At 59.1% G+C, this 19,513-nt stretch carries 20 protein-coding genes; 9 read left to right on the forward strand and 11 right to left on the reverse strand.

The window, feature by feature from the left end; translation table 11 throughout:
- From ACIOZM_RS28810 to ACIOZM_RS28820, 3 genes are all read left to right on the forward strand, one after another.
- The coding region (locus tag ACIOZM_RS28810; RefSeq protein WP_401220361.1) for a 1-(5-phosphoribosyl)-5-[(5-phosphoribosylamino)methylideneamino] imidazole-4-carboxamide isomerase at positions 1–693 on the forward strand (693 nt) is incomplete at its 5' end.
- 9 nt (positions 694–702) lie between these two features.
- On the forward strand, positions 703–1,473 hold the full coding sequence (gene hisF / locus ACIOZM_RS28815; protein WP_007897430.1) for an imidazole glycerol phosphate synthase subunit HisF: 771 nt from the start codon (positions 703–705) through the stop codon (positions 1,471–1,473).
- A 73-nt stretch (positions 1,474–1,546) separates the two neighbouring features.
- The gene (locus ACIOZM_RS28820) at positions 1,547–2,302 is read left to right on the forward strand and encodes a substrate-binding periplasmic protein (protein WP_401220363.1); all 756 of its coding nucleotides are present in this window, start codon (positions 1,547–1,549) and stop codon (positions 2,300–2,302) included.
- Between the two features lie 127 nt (positions 2,303–2,429).
- Here the strand turns inward: ACIOZM_RS28820 and ACIOZM_RS28825 are convergent, their stop codons facing one another.
- The 4 genes from ACIOZM_RS28825 to gpmI form a co-directional block, all read right to left on the reverse strand.
- A complete protein-coding gene (locus ACIOZM_RS28825; protein ID WP_401220366.1) occupies positions 2,430–3,206 on the reverse strand; it encodes a divergent polysaccharide deacetylase family protein in 777 nt (258 codons plus the stop codon).
- A 2-nt stretch (positions 3,207–3,208) separates the two neighbouring features.
- Positions 3,209–4,528, reverse strand: a complete 1,320-nt coding sequence (locus tag ACIOZM_RS28830) for a S41 family peptidase (RefSeq protein WP_401220369.1) — start codon at positions 4,526–4,528, stop codon at positions 3,209–3,211.
- A gap of 34 nt (positions 4,529–4,562) precedes the next feature.
- Positions 4,563–5,849 carry a murein hydrolase activator EnvC family protein gene (locus ACIOZM_RS28835; RefSeq protein ID WP_401220371.1) on the reverse strand — a complete coding sequence of 429 codons (1,287 nt, stop codon included), beginning with the start codon at positions 5,847–5,849 and terminating at the stop codon, positions 4,563–4,565.
- Positions 5,850–6,101: 252 nt separating this feature from the next.
- On the reverse strand, positions 6,102–7,631 hold the full coding sequence (gene gpmI / locus ACIOZM_RS28840) for a 2,3-bisphosphoglycerate-independent phosphoglycerate mutase (RefSeq protein WP_401220373.1): 1,530 nt from the start codon (positions 7,629–7,631) through the stop codon (positions 6,102–6,104).
- A gap of 153 nt (positions 7,632–7,784) precedes the next feature.
- Between gpmI and ACIOZM_RS28845 the strand changes: the two genes are divergently transcribed.
- The 3 genes from ACIOZM_RS28845 to secB are packed head-to-tail and all read left to right on the forward strand — an operon-like array spanning position 7,785 to position 8,997.
- Positions 7,785–8,198 (forward strand): rhodanese-like domain-containing protein, encoded by a 414-nt coding sequence (locus ACIOZM_RS28845; protein WP_401220375.1) that lies wholly within the window; start codon positions 7,785–7,787, stop codon positions 8,196–8,198.
- Between the two features lies 1 nt (position 8,199).
- On the forward strand, positions 8,200–8,454 hold the full coding sequence (grxC, locus tag ACIOZM_RS28850; RefSeq protein WP_008080561.1) for a glutaredoxin 3: 255 nt from the start codon (positions 8,200–8,202) through the stop codon (positions 8,452–8,454).
- 57 nt (positions 8,455–8,511) lie between these two features.
- Positions 8,512–8,997 (forward strand): protein-export chaperone SecB, encoded by a 486-nt coding sequence (gene secB, locus ACIOZM_RS28855; protein WP_008080562.1) that lies wholly within the window; start codon positions 8,512–8,514, stop codon positions 8,995–8,997.
- Between the two features lie 121 nt (positions 8,998–9,118).
- Here secB and ACIOZM_RS28860 read toward each other — a convergent pair whose 3' ends face one another.
- Positions 9,119–9,574, reverse strand: a complete 456-nt coding sequence (locus tag ACIOZM_RS28860) for a tRNA (cytidine(34)-2'-O)-methyltransferase (protein WP_064117042.1) — start codon at positions 9,572–9,574, stop codon at positions 9,119–9,121.
- Here ACIOZM_RS28860 and ACIOZM_RS28865 point away from each other — a divergent pair.
- Entirely contained in the window at positions 9,573–10,013 is a 441-nt protein-coding gene (locus ACIOZM_RS28865) for a hypothetical protein (protein WP_401220378.1), read from the forward strand. The two genes, ACIOZM_RS28860 and ACIOZM_RS28865, sit on opposite strands and share 2 nt — an antisense overlap.
- A gap of 519 nt (positions 10,014–10,532) precedes the next feature.
- Here the strand turns inward: ACIOZM_RS28865 and ntrC are convergent.
- The 6 genes from ntrC to glnA all read right to left on the reverse strand — a co-directional run bounded on the left by ntrC (position 10,533) and on the right by glnA (position 17,394).
- On the reverse strand, positions 10,533–11,969 hold the full coding sequence (gene ntrC / locus ACIOZM_RS28870) for a nitrogen regulation protein NR(I) (protein WP_007909238.1): 1,437 nt from the start codon (positions 11,967–11,969) through the stop codon (positions 10,533–10,535).
- The gene (gene glnL / locus ACIOZM_RS28875) at positions 11,966–13,051 is read right to left on the reverse strand and encodes a nitrogen regulation protein NR(II) (protein WP_401220381.1); all 1,086 of its coding nucleotides are present in this window, start codon (positions 13,049–13,051) and stop codon (positions 11,966–11,968) included. Before glnL ends, ntrC begins: the two co-directional genes overlap by 4 nt.
- A gap of 231 nt (positions 13,052–13,282) precedes the next feature.
- Positions 13,283–13,909, reverse strand: a complete 627-nt coding sequence (locus ACIOZM_RS28880) for a DUF4124 domain-containing protein (RefSeq protein WP_401220384.1) — start codon at positions 13,907–13,909, stop codon at positions 13,283–13,285.
- Complete coding sequence (locus tag ACIOZM_RS28885) at positions 13,906–14,415, reverse strand: DUF4124 domain-containing protein (RefSeq protein ID WP_401220386.1); 510 nt, start codon at positions 14,413–14,415, stop codon at positions 13,906–13,908. The genes ACIOZM_RS28880 and ACIOZM_RS28885 overlap by 4 nt, the downstream gene beginning before the upstream one ends.
- A gap of 100 nt (positions 14,416–14,515) precedes the next feature.
- Positions 14,516–15,859 (reverse strand): toxin-antitoxin system YwqK family antitoxin, encoded by a 1,344-nt coding sequence (locus tag ACIOZM_RS28890; RefSeq protein ID WP_401220389.1) that lies wholly within the window; start codon positions 15,857–15,859, stop codon positions 14,516–14,518.
- A gap of 128 nt (positions 15,860–15,987) precedes the next feature.
- On the reverse strand, positions 15,988–17,394 hold the full coding sequence (gene glnA, locus ACIOZM_RS28895) for a type I glutamate--ammonia ligase (RefSeq protein ID WP_401220392.1): 1,407 nt from the start codon (positions 17,392–17,394) through the stop codon (positions 15,988–15,990).
- 330 nt (positions 17,395–17,724) lie between these two features.
- Here glnA and thiI point away from each other — a divergent pair, with 330 nt between their 5' ends.
- On the forward strand, positions 17,725–19,179 hold the full coding sequence (thiI, locus tag ACIOZM_RS28900; protein ID WP_401220394.1) for a tRNA uracil 4-sulfurtransferase ThiI: 1,455 nt from the start codon (positions 17,725–17,727) through the stop codon (positions 19,177–19,179).
- Positions 19,180–19,321: 142 nt separating this feature from the next.
- Positions 19,322–19,513 (forward strand): GTP-binding protein (locus ACIOZM_RS28905; protein WP_401220397.1); only part of this gene is annotated, 192 nt, incomplete at its 3' end.

The raw sequence follows: 19,513 nt of genomic DNA on the forward strand, positions 1-19,513 counted from the left end.
CGTCTGCGCCAAGGCCGCATGGAAGATTCCACGGTGTTCTCCGATGACCCGGTGAGCATGGCTGCCAAGTGGGTGGAGGGCGGTTGCCGTCGTCTGCATCTGGTCGATCTGAACGGCGCGTTCGAAGGCCAGCCAGTCAACGGCGAAGTCGTCACCGCGATTGCCAAGCGTTATCCGAACCTGCCGATCCAGATCGGCGGCGGCATCCGTTCGCTGGAAACCATCGAGCACTACGTCAAGGCTGGCGTGAGCTACGTGATCATCGGCACCAAAGCGGTGAAAGATCCGGCCTTCGTTGCAGAAGCCTGCCGCGCCTTCCCGGGCAAAATCATCGTTGGCCTGGATGCCAAGGACGGTTTCGTCGCCACCGACGGCTGGGCTGAAATCAGCACCGTGCAGGTCATCGACCTGGCCAAACAGTTTGAAGCAGACGGCGTGTCTTCGATCGTTTATACCGACATCGCCAAAGACGGCATGATGCAGGGCTGCAACGTGCCATTCACCGCCGCGCTGGCCGCTGCAACGAAGATCCCGGTGATCGCTTCCGGCGGCATCCATAACCTCGGTGACATCAAGTCGCTGCTCGATGCCAAGGCACCGGGCATCATCGGCGCGATCACCGGCCGGGCTATTTACGAAGGCACCCTCGACGTCGCCGAAGCGCAAGCTTTCTGCGATTCGTACAAAGGCTGAGGACTGACCATGGCGCTGGCCAAACGCATCATCCCTTGCCTGGACGTGGATAACGGCCGGGTCGTCAAAGGTGTGAAGTTCGAAAACATCCGCGATGCCGGCGACCCGGTGGAAATCGCCCGTCGCTATGACGAGCAGGGTGCCGACGAGATTACCTTTCTCGACATCACCGCCAGCGTCGATGGCCGCGACACCACGCTGCATACTGTTGAACGCATGGCCAGCCAGGTGTTCATCCCGCTGACCGTGGGCGGTGGCGTGCGCACCGTGCAGGACATTCGCAACCTGCTGAATGCGGGTGCGGACAAGGTTTCGATCAACACCGCAGCTGTATTCAACCCGGAATTCGTCGGCGAAGCCGCGCAGCATTTCGGCTCGCAGTGCATCGTCGTCGCCATTGACGCGAAGAAGGTTTCCGGCCCGGGCGAAACCCCGCGCTGGGAAATCTTCACCCACGGCGGGCGCAAGCCGACCGGTCTCGACGCGGTCGAGTGGGCAAAGAAGATGGAAGGCCTGGGTGCCGGTGAAATTCTCCTGACCAGCATGGATCAGGACGGCATGAAAAACGGCTTCGACCTCGGTGTGACCCGCGCCATCAGCGATGCGCTGGGCATTCCGGTGATCGCCTCCGGCGGTGTCGGCAACTTGCAGCATCTGGCTGACGGCATCCTCGAAGGTCACGCCAGTGCAGTGTTGGCGGCGAGTATTTTCCACTTCGGCGAATACACCGTGCAGGAAGCCAAGGCGTATATGGCCCATCGCGGAATCGTAATGCGTTAAACCGTACAGGCCAGTGGACAGCATGGCGTACCCAAGGCACTCTTGGGCACGCCATGGATTTCGGTAGCCCGACATGATCAAACGCCTGCTTCTTGTTCTCGCCAGTGCCTCTGTGTTGTTGCTCAACACCGCTCGAGCCGAAAACAGTCCCGACACCGATCTGGTGCTCCTCACCGAAAACTTCCCGCCATACAACATGGCGAAAGACGGCAAGAACTTCGCCAAAGACGAGAATATCGACGGCATAGCCGCCGACATCGTGCGCGAAATGTTCAAGCGTGCCGGGCTCACCTACAGTCTGACGCTGCGTTTCCCGTGGGAACGAGTCTACAAACAGGCGCTGGAAAATCCCGGTTACGGAGCGTTCGTGATGGCGCGTCTGCCGGATCGCGAGAAACTCTTCAAATGGGTCGGCCCGATTGGCCCGGATGACTGGATCATGTTGGCCAAGGCCGATAGCAAGATCACCCTCGAAACACTCAACGATGCGCGCAAGTACAAGATCGGTGCCTACAAGGGTGACGCGATTGCCGAGACGCTGAACAAGCAAGGCTTGAAACCGGTCGTGGTGCTGCGTGATCAGGACAATGCGAAGAAACTGGTTAACGGCCAGATCGACCTCTGGGCCACCGGCGATCCTGCCGGCCGTTATCTGGCGCGCCAGGACGGCGTGACCGGGCTCAAGACAGTGCTGCGCTTCAACAGCGCCGAGTTGTATCTGGCGCTGAACAAGGAAGTGTCAGATGAAACGGTGAAGAAGTTGCAGGCTGCGCTGGATCAGATGCGTAAAGATGGCGTGGTAGATGAAATTATGGGGCGGTATCTCTGATACATCGCTGACATGGATCTCAATGTGGGAGCGAGCCTGCTCGCGAATGCGGTGTGTCAATCGACCTTTCAGTTGTCTGACACGGCCCCTTCGCGAGCAAGCTCGCTCCCACAGTTGTTTCGGGGTGTCAGCGGTACACTCCATCCTTGCCATGTGCCGCTGTAGCTCGATTACTGCGCACACTGATCATCTGCTTGATATCAATCCACTCAATTCCCTGAGCTTTGAGTTTCGGTAATTCTCGCTCCAGCACCGCGAGTGTCTGCGGATACGGGTGCCCGATCATCACTGCCGAACCTTGCTTGCGCGCTAGGTTGATCGCCGTCTGCAACTGCGTATAAATCGCTGCCTCGGTGCGTTCGTCATCAAGAAACACATCCCTTGAGACACTGGCCAGATCAATTTTCTGCGCTTGCTGCGCGGCGACGGTTTGCGCGCTGGTGCGGCTGTCGACGAAGAACTTGTGGCGGCGCTGCAACTCGCCCATTAACCACGCCATGGCCACCGGTTGCGCAGTCATGCGGCTGCCCATGTGGTTATTGATGCCGGCGGTGTAAGGGACCATTTTGAATGCTGCATCGAGGCGCTTTTCGAGTTCTTCGAGCGGCAGGTCGGGGTGCCAGGCATACGGTCCGGTGGCGGGGTCCATCGGCATGTGCAGGATCACGATCTTGCCGGCGCGATGGGCTTCGCGAGCAAACTCGGTGGCGTGCGGGGTGTCGGGCATGATCGCCGTGGTCACCGGGCCGGGGAGGGCCAGCACGCGACGATCCCGGGGCAGGTTCTGCCCCAGGTCATCGATGATCAGCGTCAGGTAAGCCTTGTGAGGCGTGGAGGTGGCGGGTTCTGCATGGGCAGCACCCGCCAGACAGCACAGTAGAACGAAGACGAAACGCAAAGACATCCTCAACGGCCGGACGTGATGCTCAGGCCTTTGAGCAGGCTCAGGGCCTGGGCCAGTTGGTAGTCGTCATCCTGCGGCATTGCTTTAGCCTTGGCGCCGGAGCCGGTCGGTTTGTCCGCGCCGCCATTGCCGTTGCCGAGGTGACCTTGCAGGTCGGCTTCCTTGAAGTAGTCGCCGTCCGCCTCGTTGGTGATCTTGGCCTTGCGTACTTCGATGTCCGGGACGATGCCCTGAGCCTGGATCGAGCGGCCGTTCGGGGTGAAGTACAGCGCAGTCGTGATCTTCAGTGCGCGGTCGTTGTTCAGCGGCAGCACGGTTTGCACCGAGCCTTTGCCGAAACTGGTGGTGCCCATGACCACGGCGCGTTTCAGATCCTGAAGAGCGCCGGCGACAATTTCGGACGCCGAGGCGCTGCCACCGTTGATCAGCACGACCATCGGCACGGCTTCGCTTTCGTCTTTGCCGGTCGCGGAGAAGCGCAGTTCGGAGTTGGCGATCCGGCCCTTGGTGTAAACGATCAGACCTTTGGTGACGAAGTGGTCGACCACTTCCACCGCTGCCTGCAACACGCCGCCCGGGTTGTTACGCAGGTCGAGAATGATGCCGTTGAGCTTCTTGCCGTTGTCCTTGCGCATCTTGGCCAGGGCCTTGGAGACCTCTTCGCCGGTCTTGACCTGGAACTGGGTGATGCGGATGTAGCCGTAGCCCGATTCCAGCAGCTGCGACTTGACGCTCTTCACCTGGATCACGGCGCGAGCCAGGGTCACGTCGAACGGCGTGCCGCCATCGCGAACCAGAGTCAGGGTGATTTTCTGGCCGATCTTGCCGCGCATCTTGTCCACGGCTTCGGTCATGGTCTGGCCGCGAGTCGGCTGGCCATTGATCTTGACGATGAAGTCGCCGGCCTGAATGCCAGCCTTCGATGCCGGGGTGTCGTCGATTGGCGACACGACTTTGATGAAGCCGTCTTCGGAGCCGACTTCAATGCCCAGGCCGCCGAACTCGCCGCTGGTGCTTTCCTGCAACTCGGTGAAGTCTTCAGGGCCCAGGTAGGCGGAGTGCGGGTCGAGGTTGCTGAGCATGCCCTTGATCGCGTTTTCCAGCAGGGTCTTGTCGTCGACCGGCTCGACATAGGCGGCTTTGATCCGGTCCATGACCTCGGCAAAGGTGCGCAACTCTTCCAAAGGCAACGGGGCCTTGGAGGTCGCGGCTGTGCCTGCCGGAGCGACGGCCGGGGCCGGTTGAGCGGCGAACGCCAGAGGCGCGCCGATCACCAGGGCGATCGTCAGGGCCAGCGAGGTAAGACGGGACAAATGCAGCATGTCGAACGAACTCCTAATGTAGGTGACTCAACGCCTATCCTTGCGCGTGGCACCATTGCGCCGGATCACTCGGGTGACCCTGCTGACGAATTGCGAAATACAGCGCTGGTGTGTCCTGACCGCCACTGTTGCCGACAGTGGAGATCGACTCACCGGCTTTTACCACGTCACCGGCCGACTTGAGTAACGTCTGGTTGTGACCGTAAAGACTCAGAAAACCGTTGCCGTGGTCGAGAATCACCAGCAGCCCGGCACCGCGCAACCAGTCGGCGAACACCACACGACCACCGTGCACGGCATGCACCTGGCTGCCGGCGGAGGCGCTGATCATCACGCCGTCCCACTTGGTGCGGGCGTCGTCGCCACGGGTTTCGCCGAAGCGTGCCAGCAGTCGACCATCAACCGGCCATGGAAGTTTTCCCCGGGTTGCAGCAAAAGGGCCGCCGAAGGTCTCGCCACTGCTGGAAACCAGCGCGCCAGGTGTGGATTTGACCGGTTTACGTGGGGCGTCGCTGTTTTCAGCCTGCGCCTCACGCAAACGCTTTTTTTCGGCTTCCTGCTGGGCGATCAGCGCTTTCTGCCGCGCTTCTTCTGCCTCACGGGCCTGACGGGCCAGCGTTTCTTCAATGGTTTTAAGGACTTTAGACAGATCTGCCTGATCCTGCTCGCGGGCCACCAGTTTCTGGTCACGGGCCTTCACGTCGTCGCTGAGCTTGGCGAGGACTTGCTGGCGTTCCTTGCGGACCTTGTCGAGTTCGTCGCGCTGGCTGTCGAGACTGCTTTTCTGCACCAGCAATTGCGCTTGCTGCATGGAGATGTCTTTTTCGACATTGGCCAGTTGGCGCAGGGTTTCGTTGAAGTTCTTCAACTGCTCCAGGCGGGCCTGGCTCAGATAATCGTAATAGGTGAGGGTGCGGGCGAACTTCTCGGGATTCTGCTGATTGAGCAGCAGTTTGAGGTATTCCTGACGGCCATTCTGGTAAGCCGCACGGGCCTGGATCGCGATCAGTCGCTGCTGTTCAGTGCGCGCGCTCTGGAGTTTTTTTTTCTCTCCATCGAGTCGCTGCAGCTCGGATTCGCTTTTCTTCAGCTCTTTTTGCAGGGCATCGACTTGCTTCTCGAGCTTGCCCATCTCGGTTTCGGTGCCTTTGAGCTCTTTCTGCACGCCGGACTTTTCTTCCTGAAGCTTGCCCAGCAGCTTTTTCAGCTCGGCAATGTCCTGACGCGTGGCGTCCAACTGCTGTTGGGTTTGCGCGCGCTCGTCAGCGAAGGCCGGTTGGAGCAGGCAAGTCAGAGCGAGGGCAATCAGGACGCGGAGCATAGAGGCGGGCGGCACCAGGGTAATGGACGGCCTAGTATGCCCGCCCGAGGCTGCAAAAAAAACGCCCAATTGGGGCTGTGTGATAACTGGCCAGAGATACAGCCGAAATTAATCTTTGAAACCACCATAAACCACTGTGGGAGCTGGCTTGCCAGCGATGGCGTCTGCACATTCAACATAGTCGTTGGCTGTCAGATTGCTATCGCTGGCAAGCCAGCTCCCACAGGTTTTGCAGTGTTCCAAAGTTTCAGGTCAGACGAGAATCGAAGTGCCGGTCATTTCCGCAGGCTTTTCCAGGCCCAGCAGTTTCAGTATGGTCGGTGCCACGTCCGCCAGCACGCCGCCTTCACGCACCTTGAGGTCACGCTTGCCGACATAAATGAACGGCACCGGCTCGGTGGTGTGCGCGGTGTGCGCCTGATGGGTTTCTTCGTCGGACATTTTCTCGCAGTTGCCGTGGTCGGCAGTGATCAGCGCTTCACCGCCGACCTTTTCCAGCGCCTCGACGATGCGGCCGACGCAGGCATCCAGGCATTCCACGGCTTTTACCGCTGCATCAAACACGCCGCTGTGGCCGACCATATCGCCGTTGGCATAGTTGACCACGATCACGTCGTAACGCTGGTTTTCGATGGCCTCGACAATGCGGTCGGTGACTTCCGGCGCGCTCATTTCCGGCTGCAAGTCGTACGTGGCGACTTTCGGCGACGGGATCAGGATGCGCTCTTCGCCCGGAAACGGTTCTTCGCGACCGCCGGAGAAGAAGAAGGTCACGTGCGCATATTTCTCGGTTTCGGCGATACGCAACTGGGTTTTGCCGTTTTTCGCCAGGTAATCACCGAGCACGTTTTCCAGGCTGCCGGCGGCGAAGGCCGATGGCGCAGGAATGCTCGCGGCGTATTGGGTGAGCATCACGAAGCCGGCGAGTTTCGGCTGGCGGGCGCATTCGAACTCCTTGAAACCGTCCTCAACGAATACGCGGGTCAACTCACGGGCGCGGTCGGCGCGGAAGTTCATGAAGATCACGGCGTCGCCATCTTCGACCTTGACCGGCTCGCCGATTGTGGTGGCTTTGACGAATTCGTCGCTTTCGCCGCGAGCGTAAGCAGCCTCAAGAGCTTCTTGGGCGGTGGCGGCGTTGAATTCGCTTTTGCCATCAACGATCAGGTTGTAAGCCTGGGATACACGATCCCAACGGTTGTCGCGATCCATCGCGAAGTAGCGGCCAATGATGCTGGCGATACGGCCCTTGCCGAGTGCCTGGAAAGTCGTGTCGAGCAGTTCGATGAACGATGCGGCGCTTTTCGGCGGCGTATCGCGACCATCGAGGAAGGCGTGCAGATAGATTTTTTCAGCGCCGCGCTTGAAAGCCAGTTCGGCCATCGCGACCAGGTGATCCTGGTGGCTGTGTACGCCGCCATCCGACAGCAGGCCCATGAAATGCACGGCTTTACCGGCGGCCACGGCTTTATCCACAGCGGCGCAGATGGTCGGGTTCTCGAAGAACTCGCCGTCGCGGATCGATTTGGTCACGCGGGTGAAGTCCTGATACACCACGCGGCCAGCACCGAGGTTCATGTGGCCGACTTCGGAGTTGCCCATTTGACCGTCGGGCAGGCCGACGTCCATGCCGCTGCCGGAGATCAGGCCGTTCGGCACGGTGGCCCACAGGCGATCAAGCACAGGCTTCTTCGCCGCATACACGGCGTTGGATTCGTGGCTCTCGCTGTGACCGAAGCCGTCGAGAATCATCAGGACCAAAGGTTTAGGCGTAGTAGTCATGGAATCCACTCGTGGCTGAGTTAAAAGAGGGCGATGGAAAAGTGAGTGGCAGTTTAAAGCGAAGTTCCGACCGCGTCACCGCCGGACGGGGTTTGGCCCACCATAGTGGCTGTGTATACTGGCCGACATTTTAACGCCCTGGAACCTCCTTCGATGGTTGCTCACCTGATTGAATTTGCCACTAACCACTACATTCTTGTCGGTATCTTCGTCGTACTGCTGGCTCTGCTGCTTGCGCATACCATGCAGGGCGGCGGTAAAAGCCTGAGCACCGGCGAATTGACCGCACTGGTCAACAAGGACGCAGGCGTGGTGGTCGACATCCGTACCGCCAAGGATTACGCCGCCGGCCATATCGTTGGCGCGATCAACATTCCCCAGGACAAACTGGCTGCGCGCATCGGCGAGCTGGACAAGCACAAGGCCAAGACCATCATTCTGGTCGACGCCCTGGGCCAGACCTCCGGCACCCACGCCCGCGAGCTGATGAAGTCCGGCTTCACCGCCGCCAAGCTGTCCGGCGGGATCTCCAGCTGGAAAGGCGACAACCTGCCGCTGGTGAAGTGATATGAGCGAAGTCATCGTCTACTCCAGCGATTACTGCCCTTATTGCTCACGAGCCAAGTACCTGCTCGAGAACAAAGGCGTGGCCTTCAAAGAGATCAAGGTCGATGGCAAGCCGCAGGTGCGCGCCGAGATGGCCCAGAAAGCCGGACGCACGTCCGTGCCGCAGATCTGGATCGGCAGCAAGCACATTGGCGGTTGTGACGATTTGTATGCCCTGGAGCGCGCCGGCAAGCTCGACGCGCTGCTCAAGGCCTGAACGGCTGCACCCACGTACAGCAATCCCTAAAAGACCCAAGATCAGAAAGGATCTGAGATGACTGACCAACAGAACACTGCAGCCAGCGAAGAAGAAACCGCACCGCAATTCTCCTTGCAGCGCATCTACGTTCGCGATTTGTCCTTCGAAGCCCCGAAAAGCCCGGCGATCTTTCGCCAGCAGTGGGACCCGACCGTCGGTCTGGATCTGAACACTCGTCAAAAAGAACTGGAAGGCGATTTCTACGAAGTCGTGCTGACCCTGTCCGTTACCGTGAAAAACGGTGACGAAGTAGCCTTCATCGCTGAAGTGCAACAGGCCGGTATCTTTCTGATCAAGAACCTGGATGCGGCTTCGATGAGCCACACTCTGGGTGCGTTCTGCCCGAACATCCTGTTCCCGTACGCTCGCGAAACCCTGGACAGCCTGGTTACCCGTGGCTCGTTCCCGGCGCTGATGCTGGCTCCGGTGAACTTCGACGCCCTGTACGCGCAAGAACTGCAGCGCATGCAGGAAAGCGGCGAGACCCCGACCGTTCAGTAATCGGTTTGGTAACACCCATGTGGGAGCGAGCCTGCTCGCGATAGCGGTCTGTCAGACACATCAATGTTGACTGACACTCCGTAATCGCGAGCAGGCTCGCTCCCACATTTGTTTTGCGGTGTTATTTGAAATCGTTCTGGCGCCACGCTTCGTACACCGCCACCGCTACTGTGTTGGACAGGTTCAGGCTGCGGCAGCCTTCACGCATCGGCAGACGCAGGCGCTGATCGGCGGGCAGGGCGTCCAGCACTTCAGGCGGCAGCCCACGGCTTTCCGGACCGAAGATGAACGCATCACCCGGGACGAACGCGGCATCATGAAACGGCCGCGAACCCTTGGTGGTGAACGCGAACAGCCGTGGATTGCCGAGGCTTTCCAGGCAACTGGCAAGGTCGGCGTGGCGTTGCAGGGTGGCGTATTCGTGGTAGTCGAGACCGGCGCGGCGCAAGCGCTTGTCGTCCATCTCGAAGCCCAGCGGTTCGATCAAATGCAGGTGGCAGCCGCTGTTGGCGCACAGCCTGATAACGTTGCCGGTATTCGGCGGAATTTCTGGTTGAAAAAGGATGACGTGAAACATGCACGGCTCCGAAGGTAAAGATGAGCGGCATTCTACGCCGCCCGTGGACAACCGTTCGAAACTATTCCCGCGAGTGATCGGATCACTGGTGATTGTCGGGCTGATGATCGGCTTGATGATCGGTCGCCTGACCACCCCGGACCCCAGCGTATTGCAGCAGGTCGAGGCGATTGATGGCGGGCTGGTGGTGTGGTTCAACAACGAACCGAAGCTGCACGGCGAAATCGTCGATGGCGCGCTGGCGTTGTTGTTCCAGGCCGAAGGCAAGGCGCAGAAAGGCCAGTTGAAGCTCAACGGCAAGGACGTCAATTGGCGTACGCGGGTAAGTGACGGGGGGTTGTTGCTGACGGTGCTCGCGGCGCGGCCGCTGCAGGGTGACTGGGCCGGCAGCGAAGTCGATGACCGCTGGCGGCTGGAGATCCATCTCCGGGAGCAATAAAAGCGGGAATCCCCGGCCTGCCTGTACCAAGGTTCCCAAAAGCGTGGGCTGACGCGTTGGCATCAGCCCGGTGTAAAGAAGGAACCCCTGACCTGCCTGTATCAAGGGCCCCAAAACTGGGTGGGCTCGTCGCTTGTGCGGTGTGAGCCCGGGTGTAAAGAGGGGAATCCCCGGCCTGCCTGTACCAAGGTCCCCGAAACGGGTGGTGAATCGAATCACCTGTAAGGGTTATTGCAGGTGGCGTGCCAGTTTTAGTATTTGCAAACAGAAAACCCGCTCAGAAACACGAAAGCCCCGTAATTCGGGGCTTTCGTGTATTTGCAGTTTTGGTATTTCAGTCTGGATTGAATGTTTTTTGAGCAGGCTGACATGCCCGATCACGGGTCATCGTGCATTGATGCGGTGCACGCAGGCCCTGAAAGCTTCGCGAGCAGGCTTACTCCTACAGTTGGAATGCGTTCCCCTGTGGGAGCGAGCCTGCTCGCGATTGGGTGTAACGGTCAGCGAAAAACTCAGGGCTTAGCCCTCATCCCCCTCATCATCATCCCCGCCATCGACCTTCATCCCCAGTTCCTTGATCTTGCGCGTCAGAGTATTACGCCCCCAGCCGAGCAACACCGCCGCATCACGACGACGTCCTGCCGTGTGCTTTAGGGCGGTCTCGATCATGATCCGCTCAAACGCCGGCACCGCGCTGTCGAGCAGGCTGGATTGGCCGCGAGCCAACGCCTGATCGGCCCACTGACGCAGCGCTTGTTCCCAGTTGGTCACTGGCGCTGAGTCCTGTGGCAGGTTCAGCAGCTCAGGCGGCAGGTCGCTGATGTGCACTTCGCGCCCGGACGCCATCACCGTGATCCAGCGGCACGTATTCTCCAGCTGACGCACGTTGCCGCCCCACGGCAGGTTCTTCAGGTATTCCTCGGTCTCGCTTTTCAGCAGCTTCGGTTCGACCGCGAGTTCTTGCGCGGCGCGACTGAGGAAGTGCTTGGCCAGAGTCGGGATGTCTTCGCGACGGTCCGACAGGCGCGGAATGTGGATGCGGATCACGTTGAGGCGATGGAACAAGTCCTCACGGAACTTGCCGGCGTGCACCAGGGTTTCCAGATTCTGGTGAGTCGCGGCAATGATCCGCACATCGACCTTGACCGGCACATGCCCGCCAACGCGGTAGAACTCGCCGTCAGCCAATACGCGCAGCAAACGGGTTTGCGTATCGGCCGGCATGTCGCCGATTTCGTCGAGGAACAGCGTGCCGCCGTCCGCCTGTTCGAAACGTCCGCGACGCAGGTTGGCCGCACCGGTGAACGCGCCTTTCTCGTGGCCGAACAGCTCGGATTCCATCAAGTCTTTCGGGATCGCCGCCATGTTCAGCGCAATGAACGGCGAGGCCGCGCGTGGGCTGTGGCGGTGCAGGGCGTGGGCAACCAGTTCTTTACCGGTGCCGGATTCGCCGTTGATCAACACGGTGATGTTGGAATGGCTCAAGCGGCCGATGGCGCGAAACACTTCCTGCATCGCCGGCGCTTCGCCGATGATTTCCGGGGTGCGGGTCAGCGCCGGGACGACTTCCAGACCTTGCTGTTCTTGCGCATGCTGATTGGCACGTTTGACCAGCGAAACCGCTTCATCAACGTCGAACGGCTTCGGCAGATACTCGAAGGCGCCGCCCTGATAAGAGGCGACAGCGCTGTCCAGATCGGAGTGAGCGGTCATGATGATGACTGGCAACCGTGGGTGCTGCTCGCGAATCCGCGCCAGCAGATCCAGACCGCTGGCACCGGGCATGCGAATGTCGGAAATGATCACGTCCGGCTGCTGACGCGCCAGACGACTCATCACGCCATCGGCGCTGTCGAAGCTCTGGGTGGTCATGCCTTCCTGCTGCAGGGCTTTTTCCAGAACCCAACGGATAGAACGGTCGTCATCGACGATCCACACGGTTTCACTACGGCTCATGTCGATGTGGCTCCTTGTTCCAGTGGCAGAAAGATCGAGAACGTCGTGTGGCCGGGATGGCTGTCACACTCGATCAGGCCCTGGTGCTGGCTGATGATGTTCTGGGTAATGGCCAGACCGAGCCCGGTACCGTCCGGGCGACCGCTGACCATGGGAAAGAAAATGGTTTCCTGGAGTTCCGCCGGGATGCCCGGGCCGTTGTCGATGATCTCGATCTTGGTCACCAGGCGATGGCGGACGTGGCCGATGGTGAACTGGCGCATCGCGCGGGTGCGCAGGCTGATGCGGCCCAGACGCAACTCGTTCTGGCTGCTGATGGCCTGCATTGCGTTGCGCACGATGTTCAGCACGGCTTGAATCATTTGTTCGCGGTCGATCAAGACGTCGGGAATGCTCGGGTCGTAATCGCGCACCAGCGTGATGCAGCCCTGACTTTCGGCTTCGACCAGATGACTGACGCGCTCCAGCACTTCGTGCACGTTGCACATGGCCAGCGACGGCAGTTTGTTCGAGCCGAGCATGCGGTCGACCAGATTGCGCAGGCGGTCGGCTTCTTCAATGATCACGTTGGTGTAGTCGCGCAGGCTTTCTTCCGGCAGCTCGCGGGCCAGCAATTGCGCGGCGCCACGGATGCCGCCCAGCGGATTCTTGATCTCGTGGGCGAGGCCGCGCACCAGCATCTTGCTGGTTTCCTGCTTGGACAGCTGCGCCTCTTCCTTGGTGATCCGCAGCAAGCGGTCACGCGGGTGGACTTCCAGCAGCAACAGGGTCGCGCCATTGCTGAGGATCGGCGTGACCGCGTAATCCACAGTCAGGGTCTGGCCGGTGAGGGCGGTGAGCATCGCTTCGCGCTTGGTGAACGGGTGCGCCTGCTCCACGGCCTGGCGCAAAGAATTGAGCGCTTCGGTCGATTCGGTGAACAGCTCACTGATGAACTGTCCATGGCTGCGCTGGCCGCTGATCGCCAGGAGCATCTCTGCCGCCGGATTCATGTACTCAAGGCGCAATTCGGCATCGAGCAGGATGGTGGCGGTGGTCAAGTTGTCGAGCAGCAAACGGGGGATTGCGTCGCTAATGGTCATCAGAGCCTCTTTTGGGGGCGGAGCGTGCGCAAGTAACAAGCGTCGATAAGCGGAAAATGCAAAAACCAAACCAAGGCTCCGAAAAGAAGCGTTCGACGCCTGAAACAGGCGTTTGACGCTCGTTTGCGTGGCGTGTGGCCAGCGCTTGCGGGTACTTTCGAACCAAAATGGGTTGGAATGTGGGTACGGTGCAGCCTATTGCACCAATATAGTGCGCAAAGCTGAACGGCGTTAGAAGAAACGCAGGAAGGGGTTTTTGGTTTCGACGGGTTTGTCTTTCAGCGGACATTCGGGGCGTACGCCGTAGTCCTCGGTCACGCAGGGTTTGACCTGACGTTTCTGCGCGAGGGAGATGCGCAACATGTGGAAAGGCTGGTTGGCGGTGCGCTCGACGGTGCGGCCCTCGGTATCGAGGATTTCCGCCGAGAGATTGTGGCTGCCACGGTCGATGTTGCTCAGCGGAAACACCGGGCTGACACCAGGATCGCCGGTCGGCTGACCATCCAGCAACAGGCGATAGCGATGACCGGGTTGCAGGCCGGGCTCACTGGTGATGCTGACGATCAGCTCGCCGGCACTGCTGCGGATGGTTGCATCGGGCTCGGGCACCAGAACACGTAGCATGTCGTAGTGGAACAGTGGCAGCTCCTCGGATTTACTCGCCGTCCGGATGGGGGCCGCTGCAGTCGGATTGGCCGGCATGCGGTTGCTGGTTGCCAGCGGCACGCTCTTGGCGTTGCCGGAGCGCGGCTGGTCAGTGAAGACCCGGTTGCCCTGTGCATCGACGTAAGTGAAAACCTCGGCTGACGCGCTGAGCGCGATCAGTGACAGGCAGGCGGCGAGGAGCCAGCGAGTCATGGCTTGTGCACCCGCTGCACGGTGAACACCACTGCCGGGCTCTGCTGGAGGATCGCCTCGCCATTGAGCACCTGTACGGCGAGTCGATGCTCACCGCGATCAACATTCACCAGTTGCAGGATCGGCACATTGCTTGGCTGACCGTAAGGTTGATCATCGAGCACCAGCCTTAATTGATGAGGTGGTTGCAGGCGCGGCTTGATCTGCACGTTGACGGTGAAGGTGCCGTTGTTGGCGCGCAGCGCTTCTTCGGTCGGCAAGCCGCCGAGCTCGAGGACTTCGTAGACATTGCGAGGCGGCTGGCTGCTGTCCGTGTTGGGTGTCGGCGTGCTCGGTGCTTGCGGTTCCACACTGTTGAGCGGCGGTAAATCCACGGTTTGCGCCTGCACCCCATCGGGCGAATGATCGCTGTAGACCGTGTTGCCATTGGCATCGGTGTACTTGTAGATCTGCGCGGCGGCGGGGAGGGCGATCACCAGCAACAGGAAAAGAAAACCACGACCCATGAAATCGACCGATAAACGATGAGATTGGGTTGCAGCATAGGTCAGGGGTAGCGGTAAGCCCAATCGGATCAACATCCGCTCACACAAACCGCCCCCGGGTTTATCGTGAGGCGCCCGGCTCAAGCACGCTCTCGCGAATGCCGGAAAGGATGCCCGCCTTGTAGTGCTCGATGTAGATCAAAACACCATTGGCGTCGGTATCGCGCAGCTCGCCTTCTTTTTTGCCGGCGACGAAACTAACAGTCTGGCTATGGCCATTATCGGTCTTGAGTGTCCACGGGCCGCTTTGCAGGTCGTCGGTGTAGTTGCCGTTTCCTGTCTTGATCTCCCATGGGCCTTGGCGCTTGTCATCGATATAAGTGCCACGTTCGGTGGTACCGGCAATGGTCAGTTCACTCGGGCCGTTGAGTTGGCCATGGGCATAGGTCTGGAAACCGGTGGCGACCCATTCCATCTCGTCGTAGTTGGAAAGCTGCCAGCGGCCTTCGCGCATATCATTGTGGTACTTGCCGTCCAGCGTTTGCCCGTCCTGGTAAATGGTCCATTGCCCCTCCCGTTTACCCTCTGCAAATTGACCCGACTCCGAATATTTCTCGTCTTTGGAAGCAGACCACTGACCGTCACGTACGCCTTGCTTATAGGCACCTTTGGCTGAGATCGATCCAGAGTCATAAAGCACCGATTGGCCGTCCTCGCTGCCGGTGAATTTCAACGGATCGGTTTCCCAGGCAATACGTCTGACCTGATAATTGTAGAGCGTGCGATTGCCTTCGATGCGGGTGGCATCAAGCCAGCGCCAGAAGGTAACGTTGAGAAACCGGCCGTTTTTTTCCTTATAGGTCTTCTTGTAGAAGTATGGTTCGTCATCAGGCGTGGGATTGCTCAGCGGGTCGTAGTACTGGCCGTAATAGCTCACCAGTTTTCCTTGGCTGAAATCGAGCTGGTCGAACTCCGGTACACCGGACTCTTCATAGTAGAAGCGGTAGTTGAGCGGGGTGATTCGACTCAGGGCTTTCTTGATGGTCAGGGCATCGATGCGTTTCTGGCCTTCGGTGATGCGATCCAGTGCTGGCTGCAGACGCGTGACGCGGCTGTAGAGGTGATCGTTGTCGTCATATTTGTAGGCGTAGATCTTGTATCGGTCGTTTTGCCGGAACAGCACGAAGCGGGTCGGTTGCTCACTGTCGAGCGACATGAGGAAAACCGATTCGATCGATGCCTGGCCGAATTCGTCAAGCAAATGAGGTTCGGCATTGGGCATGCTGCAAAGGCAGTAGTAACCTTTGACGCCCCCTGCCTCCTTGATGAACGCAAGGGTCGCCGAGCTTTCCTGCAAGCCTTCGATCAGCGGGTGGGCCAGCGGTTTGTTGTCATAGAACGCTGCCGCTCCGGCCATTTGGCAGGTGAGGCTGGCCGTCAGGGCGATAGCCCATAACCATTTCATGCGAATCCCTTCGTCAAGGCACCGGTGGTGGCGCGAAAGCGGCGGATTATCCATGGATGAGCGCGCACAAAAAAGGCCTCCCGAAGGAGGCCTCTTTTTGTCACGCCGCTTGCGCAGGCGCTACCGGATCAGCAGCTGTAGTACAGCTCATATTCCAGTGGGTGTACGAAGGTACGGACCTTGATTTCTTCTTCGGATTTCAGCGCGATGTAAGCGTCGATGAAGTCGTCGGAGAACACGCCGCCCTTGGTCAGGAACGCACGGCCCTTGTCCAGCTCTTCCAGGGCTTCTTTCAGGCTGCCGCAAACTTGTGGGATCTCTTTCGCCTCTTCAGGCGGCAGGTCGTACAGGTTTTTGTCAGCTGCGTCGCCAGGGTGGATCTTGTTCTGGATACCGTCCAGGCCGGCCATCAACAGTGCTGCGAAAGCCAGGTACGGGTTGGCAGCCGGGTCCGGGAAACGTGCTTCGATACGGCGGGCTTTAGGGCTCGACACGTAAGGAATACGGATCGAAGCGGAACGGTTGCGAGCCGAGTAGGCCAGCATTACCGGAGCTTCGAAGCCTGGTACCAGACGCTTGTAGGAGTTGGTAGCCGGGTTGGTGAAGCCGTTCAGGGCCTTACCGTGTTTGATGATGCCGCCGATGAAGTACAGGGCGGTGTCGGACAGGCCGGCATAGCCTTCGCCAGCGAAGGTGTTCTTGCCGTCTTTCCAGATCGACATGTGGACGTGCATGCCCGAACCGTTGTCGCCGTACAGTGGCTTCGGCATGAAGGTCGCGGTGCGGCCGTATGCGTCAGCAACGTTGTGTACAACGTACTTCAGGGTTTGGGTTTCGTCGGCTTTCTTCACCAGGGTGTTGAACTTGACGCCGATTTCGTTCTGGCCGGCAGTCGCCACTTCGTGGTGGTGAACTTCAACGGTCAGGCCCATTTCTTCCAGTGCGTTGCACATGGAGGTACGGATTTCGTGGTCGTGGTCGAATGGTGGAACCGGGAAGTAGCCGCCTTTGACGCCTGGACGGTGGCCCTTGTTACCGCCTTCGATGTCCTGGTCGGACATCCACGAAGCTTGCTCGGAGTAGATCTTGAACATCGAGCCGGAGATGTCCGACTTGAATTTCACCGAGTCAAAGATGAAGAACTCTGGCTCTGGACCGGCGAACACGGTGTCACCGATACCGGTGGCCTTCAGGTGTTCTTCGGCACGCTTGGCGATTGCACGCGGGTCGCGGTCGTAGCCTTGCATGCTCGACGGTTCGATGATGTCGCACACCAGAATCAGCGTGGTGTCTTCGGTGAACGGGTCGAGAACGGCAGTGTCATCGTCCGGCAGCAGGATCATGTCGGAGGCTTCGATGCCTTTCCAGCCAGCGATGGAGGAACCGTCGAACATTTTGCCGACTTCGAAGAAGTCGTCATCCAGCGCATCGCGAGCCGGCATGGTCACGTGGTGCTGAGTGCCTTTGGTGTCCGTGAAGCGCAGATCAATCCACTTGACGTCATGATCTTTGATGAGTTGAACCGACTTCGACATAGTGTCCTCCGGGTGGCTTCGGGCTTAGTAGTGGATGCCCTTAGAATGTGGGTGATGCCGGCGCGAATACTCTGCCAAGGCAACCTGCCTCACAAGGGAGCAAATTGCATGCCAGTGCCCCAGCATGGGTTTTTCGCCCCAAATTCACGCTTATAAAGCTGCAAAACCCATTAATGGTGAAAATATCGCCCTCTAATGTAGCGTCTTAATCGGAAAATGACCTGTTTTGGTGCGCGCAAAACCTTCTGCATATTAACTGGTTAAACCTTGAGCAATTTCCGCTATAATCCGCGCCCCCCTTTTTCGGCTGGCCCTGCGCGCGCTGTTTTCATGAAACTAATCGTAAAAGTCTTCCCCGAGATCACCATCAAGAGTCGACCTGTCCGGACGAAATTCATCCGCCAGTTGGCCAAGAACATCCGCACCGTGCTCCGCGATCTGGACCCGGCGGTGGTGGTTAACGGTGTCTGGGACAATCTCGAGCTGGAAACCCGCGTTACCGACCCCAAAGCCTTGAAAGAGATGGGTGAGCGCCTGACCTGCATGCCAGGCGTCGCGCACTATTTGCAGATAGACGAGTACCCGCTGGGCGACTTCGACGACATCACCGAGAAGTGCAAGGAGCACTACGGCGATGCACTGGCCGGGAAGATTTTCTCGGTGCGCTGCAAGCGTGCGGGCAAGCATCCGTTCAGCTCGATGGACGTCGAGAAATACGTCGGCAGCAAACTGCGTCGTGAATGCGGTGCTGCCGGAATCGACCTGAAAAAGCCGGAAATCGAAGTTCGCATCGAAGTTCGCGACAAACGGTTGTTTGTGATCCACAGTCAGCACGAAGGCATCGGCGGTTACCCGCTCGGCGCACTGGAGCAGACGCTGGTATTGATGTCCGGCGGCTTTGACTCAACCGTTGCGGCCTACCAGATCATGCGACGCGGTTTGATGGCGCACTTTTGCTTCTTCAATCTCGGCGGGCGTGCCCACGAATTAGGCGTGATGGAAGTCGCGCACTTCATCTGGAAGAAGTACGGCAGCTCGCAACGCGTGCTATTTGTCAGTGTGCCGTTTGAAGAAGTTTTGGGCGAAATTCTCGGCAAAGTCGATAACAGTCATATGGGCGTCGTGTTGAAGCGTATGATGTTGCGCGCGTCGTCGAGCATTGCCGACCGCCTGCAGATCGATGCGCTGGTTACTGGCGAAGCGATCTCCCAGGTTTCGAGCCAGACGCTGCCGAACCTGTCAGTGATCGACTGTGTGACCGACAAACTGGTCCTGCGACCGCTGATCGTCGCGCACAAGCAGGACATCATCGACACGGCCAACGAGATCGGCACTGCCGATTTCGCCCGGCATATGCCGGAATACTGCGGCGTTATCTCGGTCAATCCGAAGACTGCCGCCAAACGTGGCCGCGTTGAGCATGAAGAAAAAGAATTCGACATGGCGGTGCTCGAGCGTGCGCTCGCAAACGCCAAACTGGTGCCGATCGATCGGGTGATCGACGAGTTGGGCCAGGATTTGCAGATTGAAGAAGTCGGCGAAGCGCTGGCCGGTCAGATCGTTATCGACATCCGTCACCCGGATGCCGCCGAGGATGACCCGCTGGAACTCGACGGCGTAGAAATACAGACGATGCCGTTCTACGCAGTGAACGCTCGTTTCAAGGAACTGGACCCTACACGCCAGTACCTGCTGTATTGCGACAAAGGCGTCATGAGTCGCCTGCATGCCCACCATTTGCTCAGTGAGGGGCATGCCAATGTGCGCGTTTATCGACCGAGCTAAGTGCCCGGGGCTGTTTGCCTGTGGCTTGCGTCACCGGCCCCCCGACGCCGCCGTCAAGCTGTAACGGCTTTGCCGGACTCTACTGTTAATCGCTGCCACCAGTTGTTGTCAGCACACCGAATCCTCTGATCGAGATACACAAGTGATCGAAAATCTACGCAACATCGCCATCATTGCTCACGTTGACCATGGTAAAACCACCCTGGTAGACAAACTCTTGCGTCAATCCGGCACCCTGGAGCGCAACGTGCTCAACGACGAGCGCGTGATGGACTCAAACGACCAGGAGAAAGAGCGCGGTATTACCATTCTGGCGAAAAACACCGCCATCAAC

The sequence above is a fragment of the Pseudomonas sp. NPDC087346 genome, from assembly GCF_044744235.1.
GTDB lineage: Bacteria > Pseudomonadota > Gammaproteobacteria > Pseudomonadales > Pseudomonadaceae > Aquipseudomonas.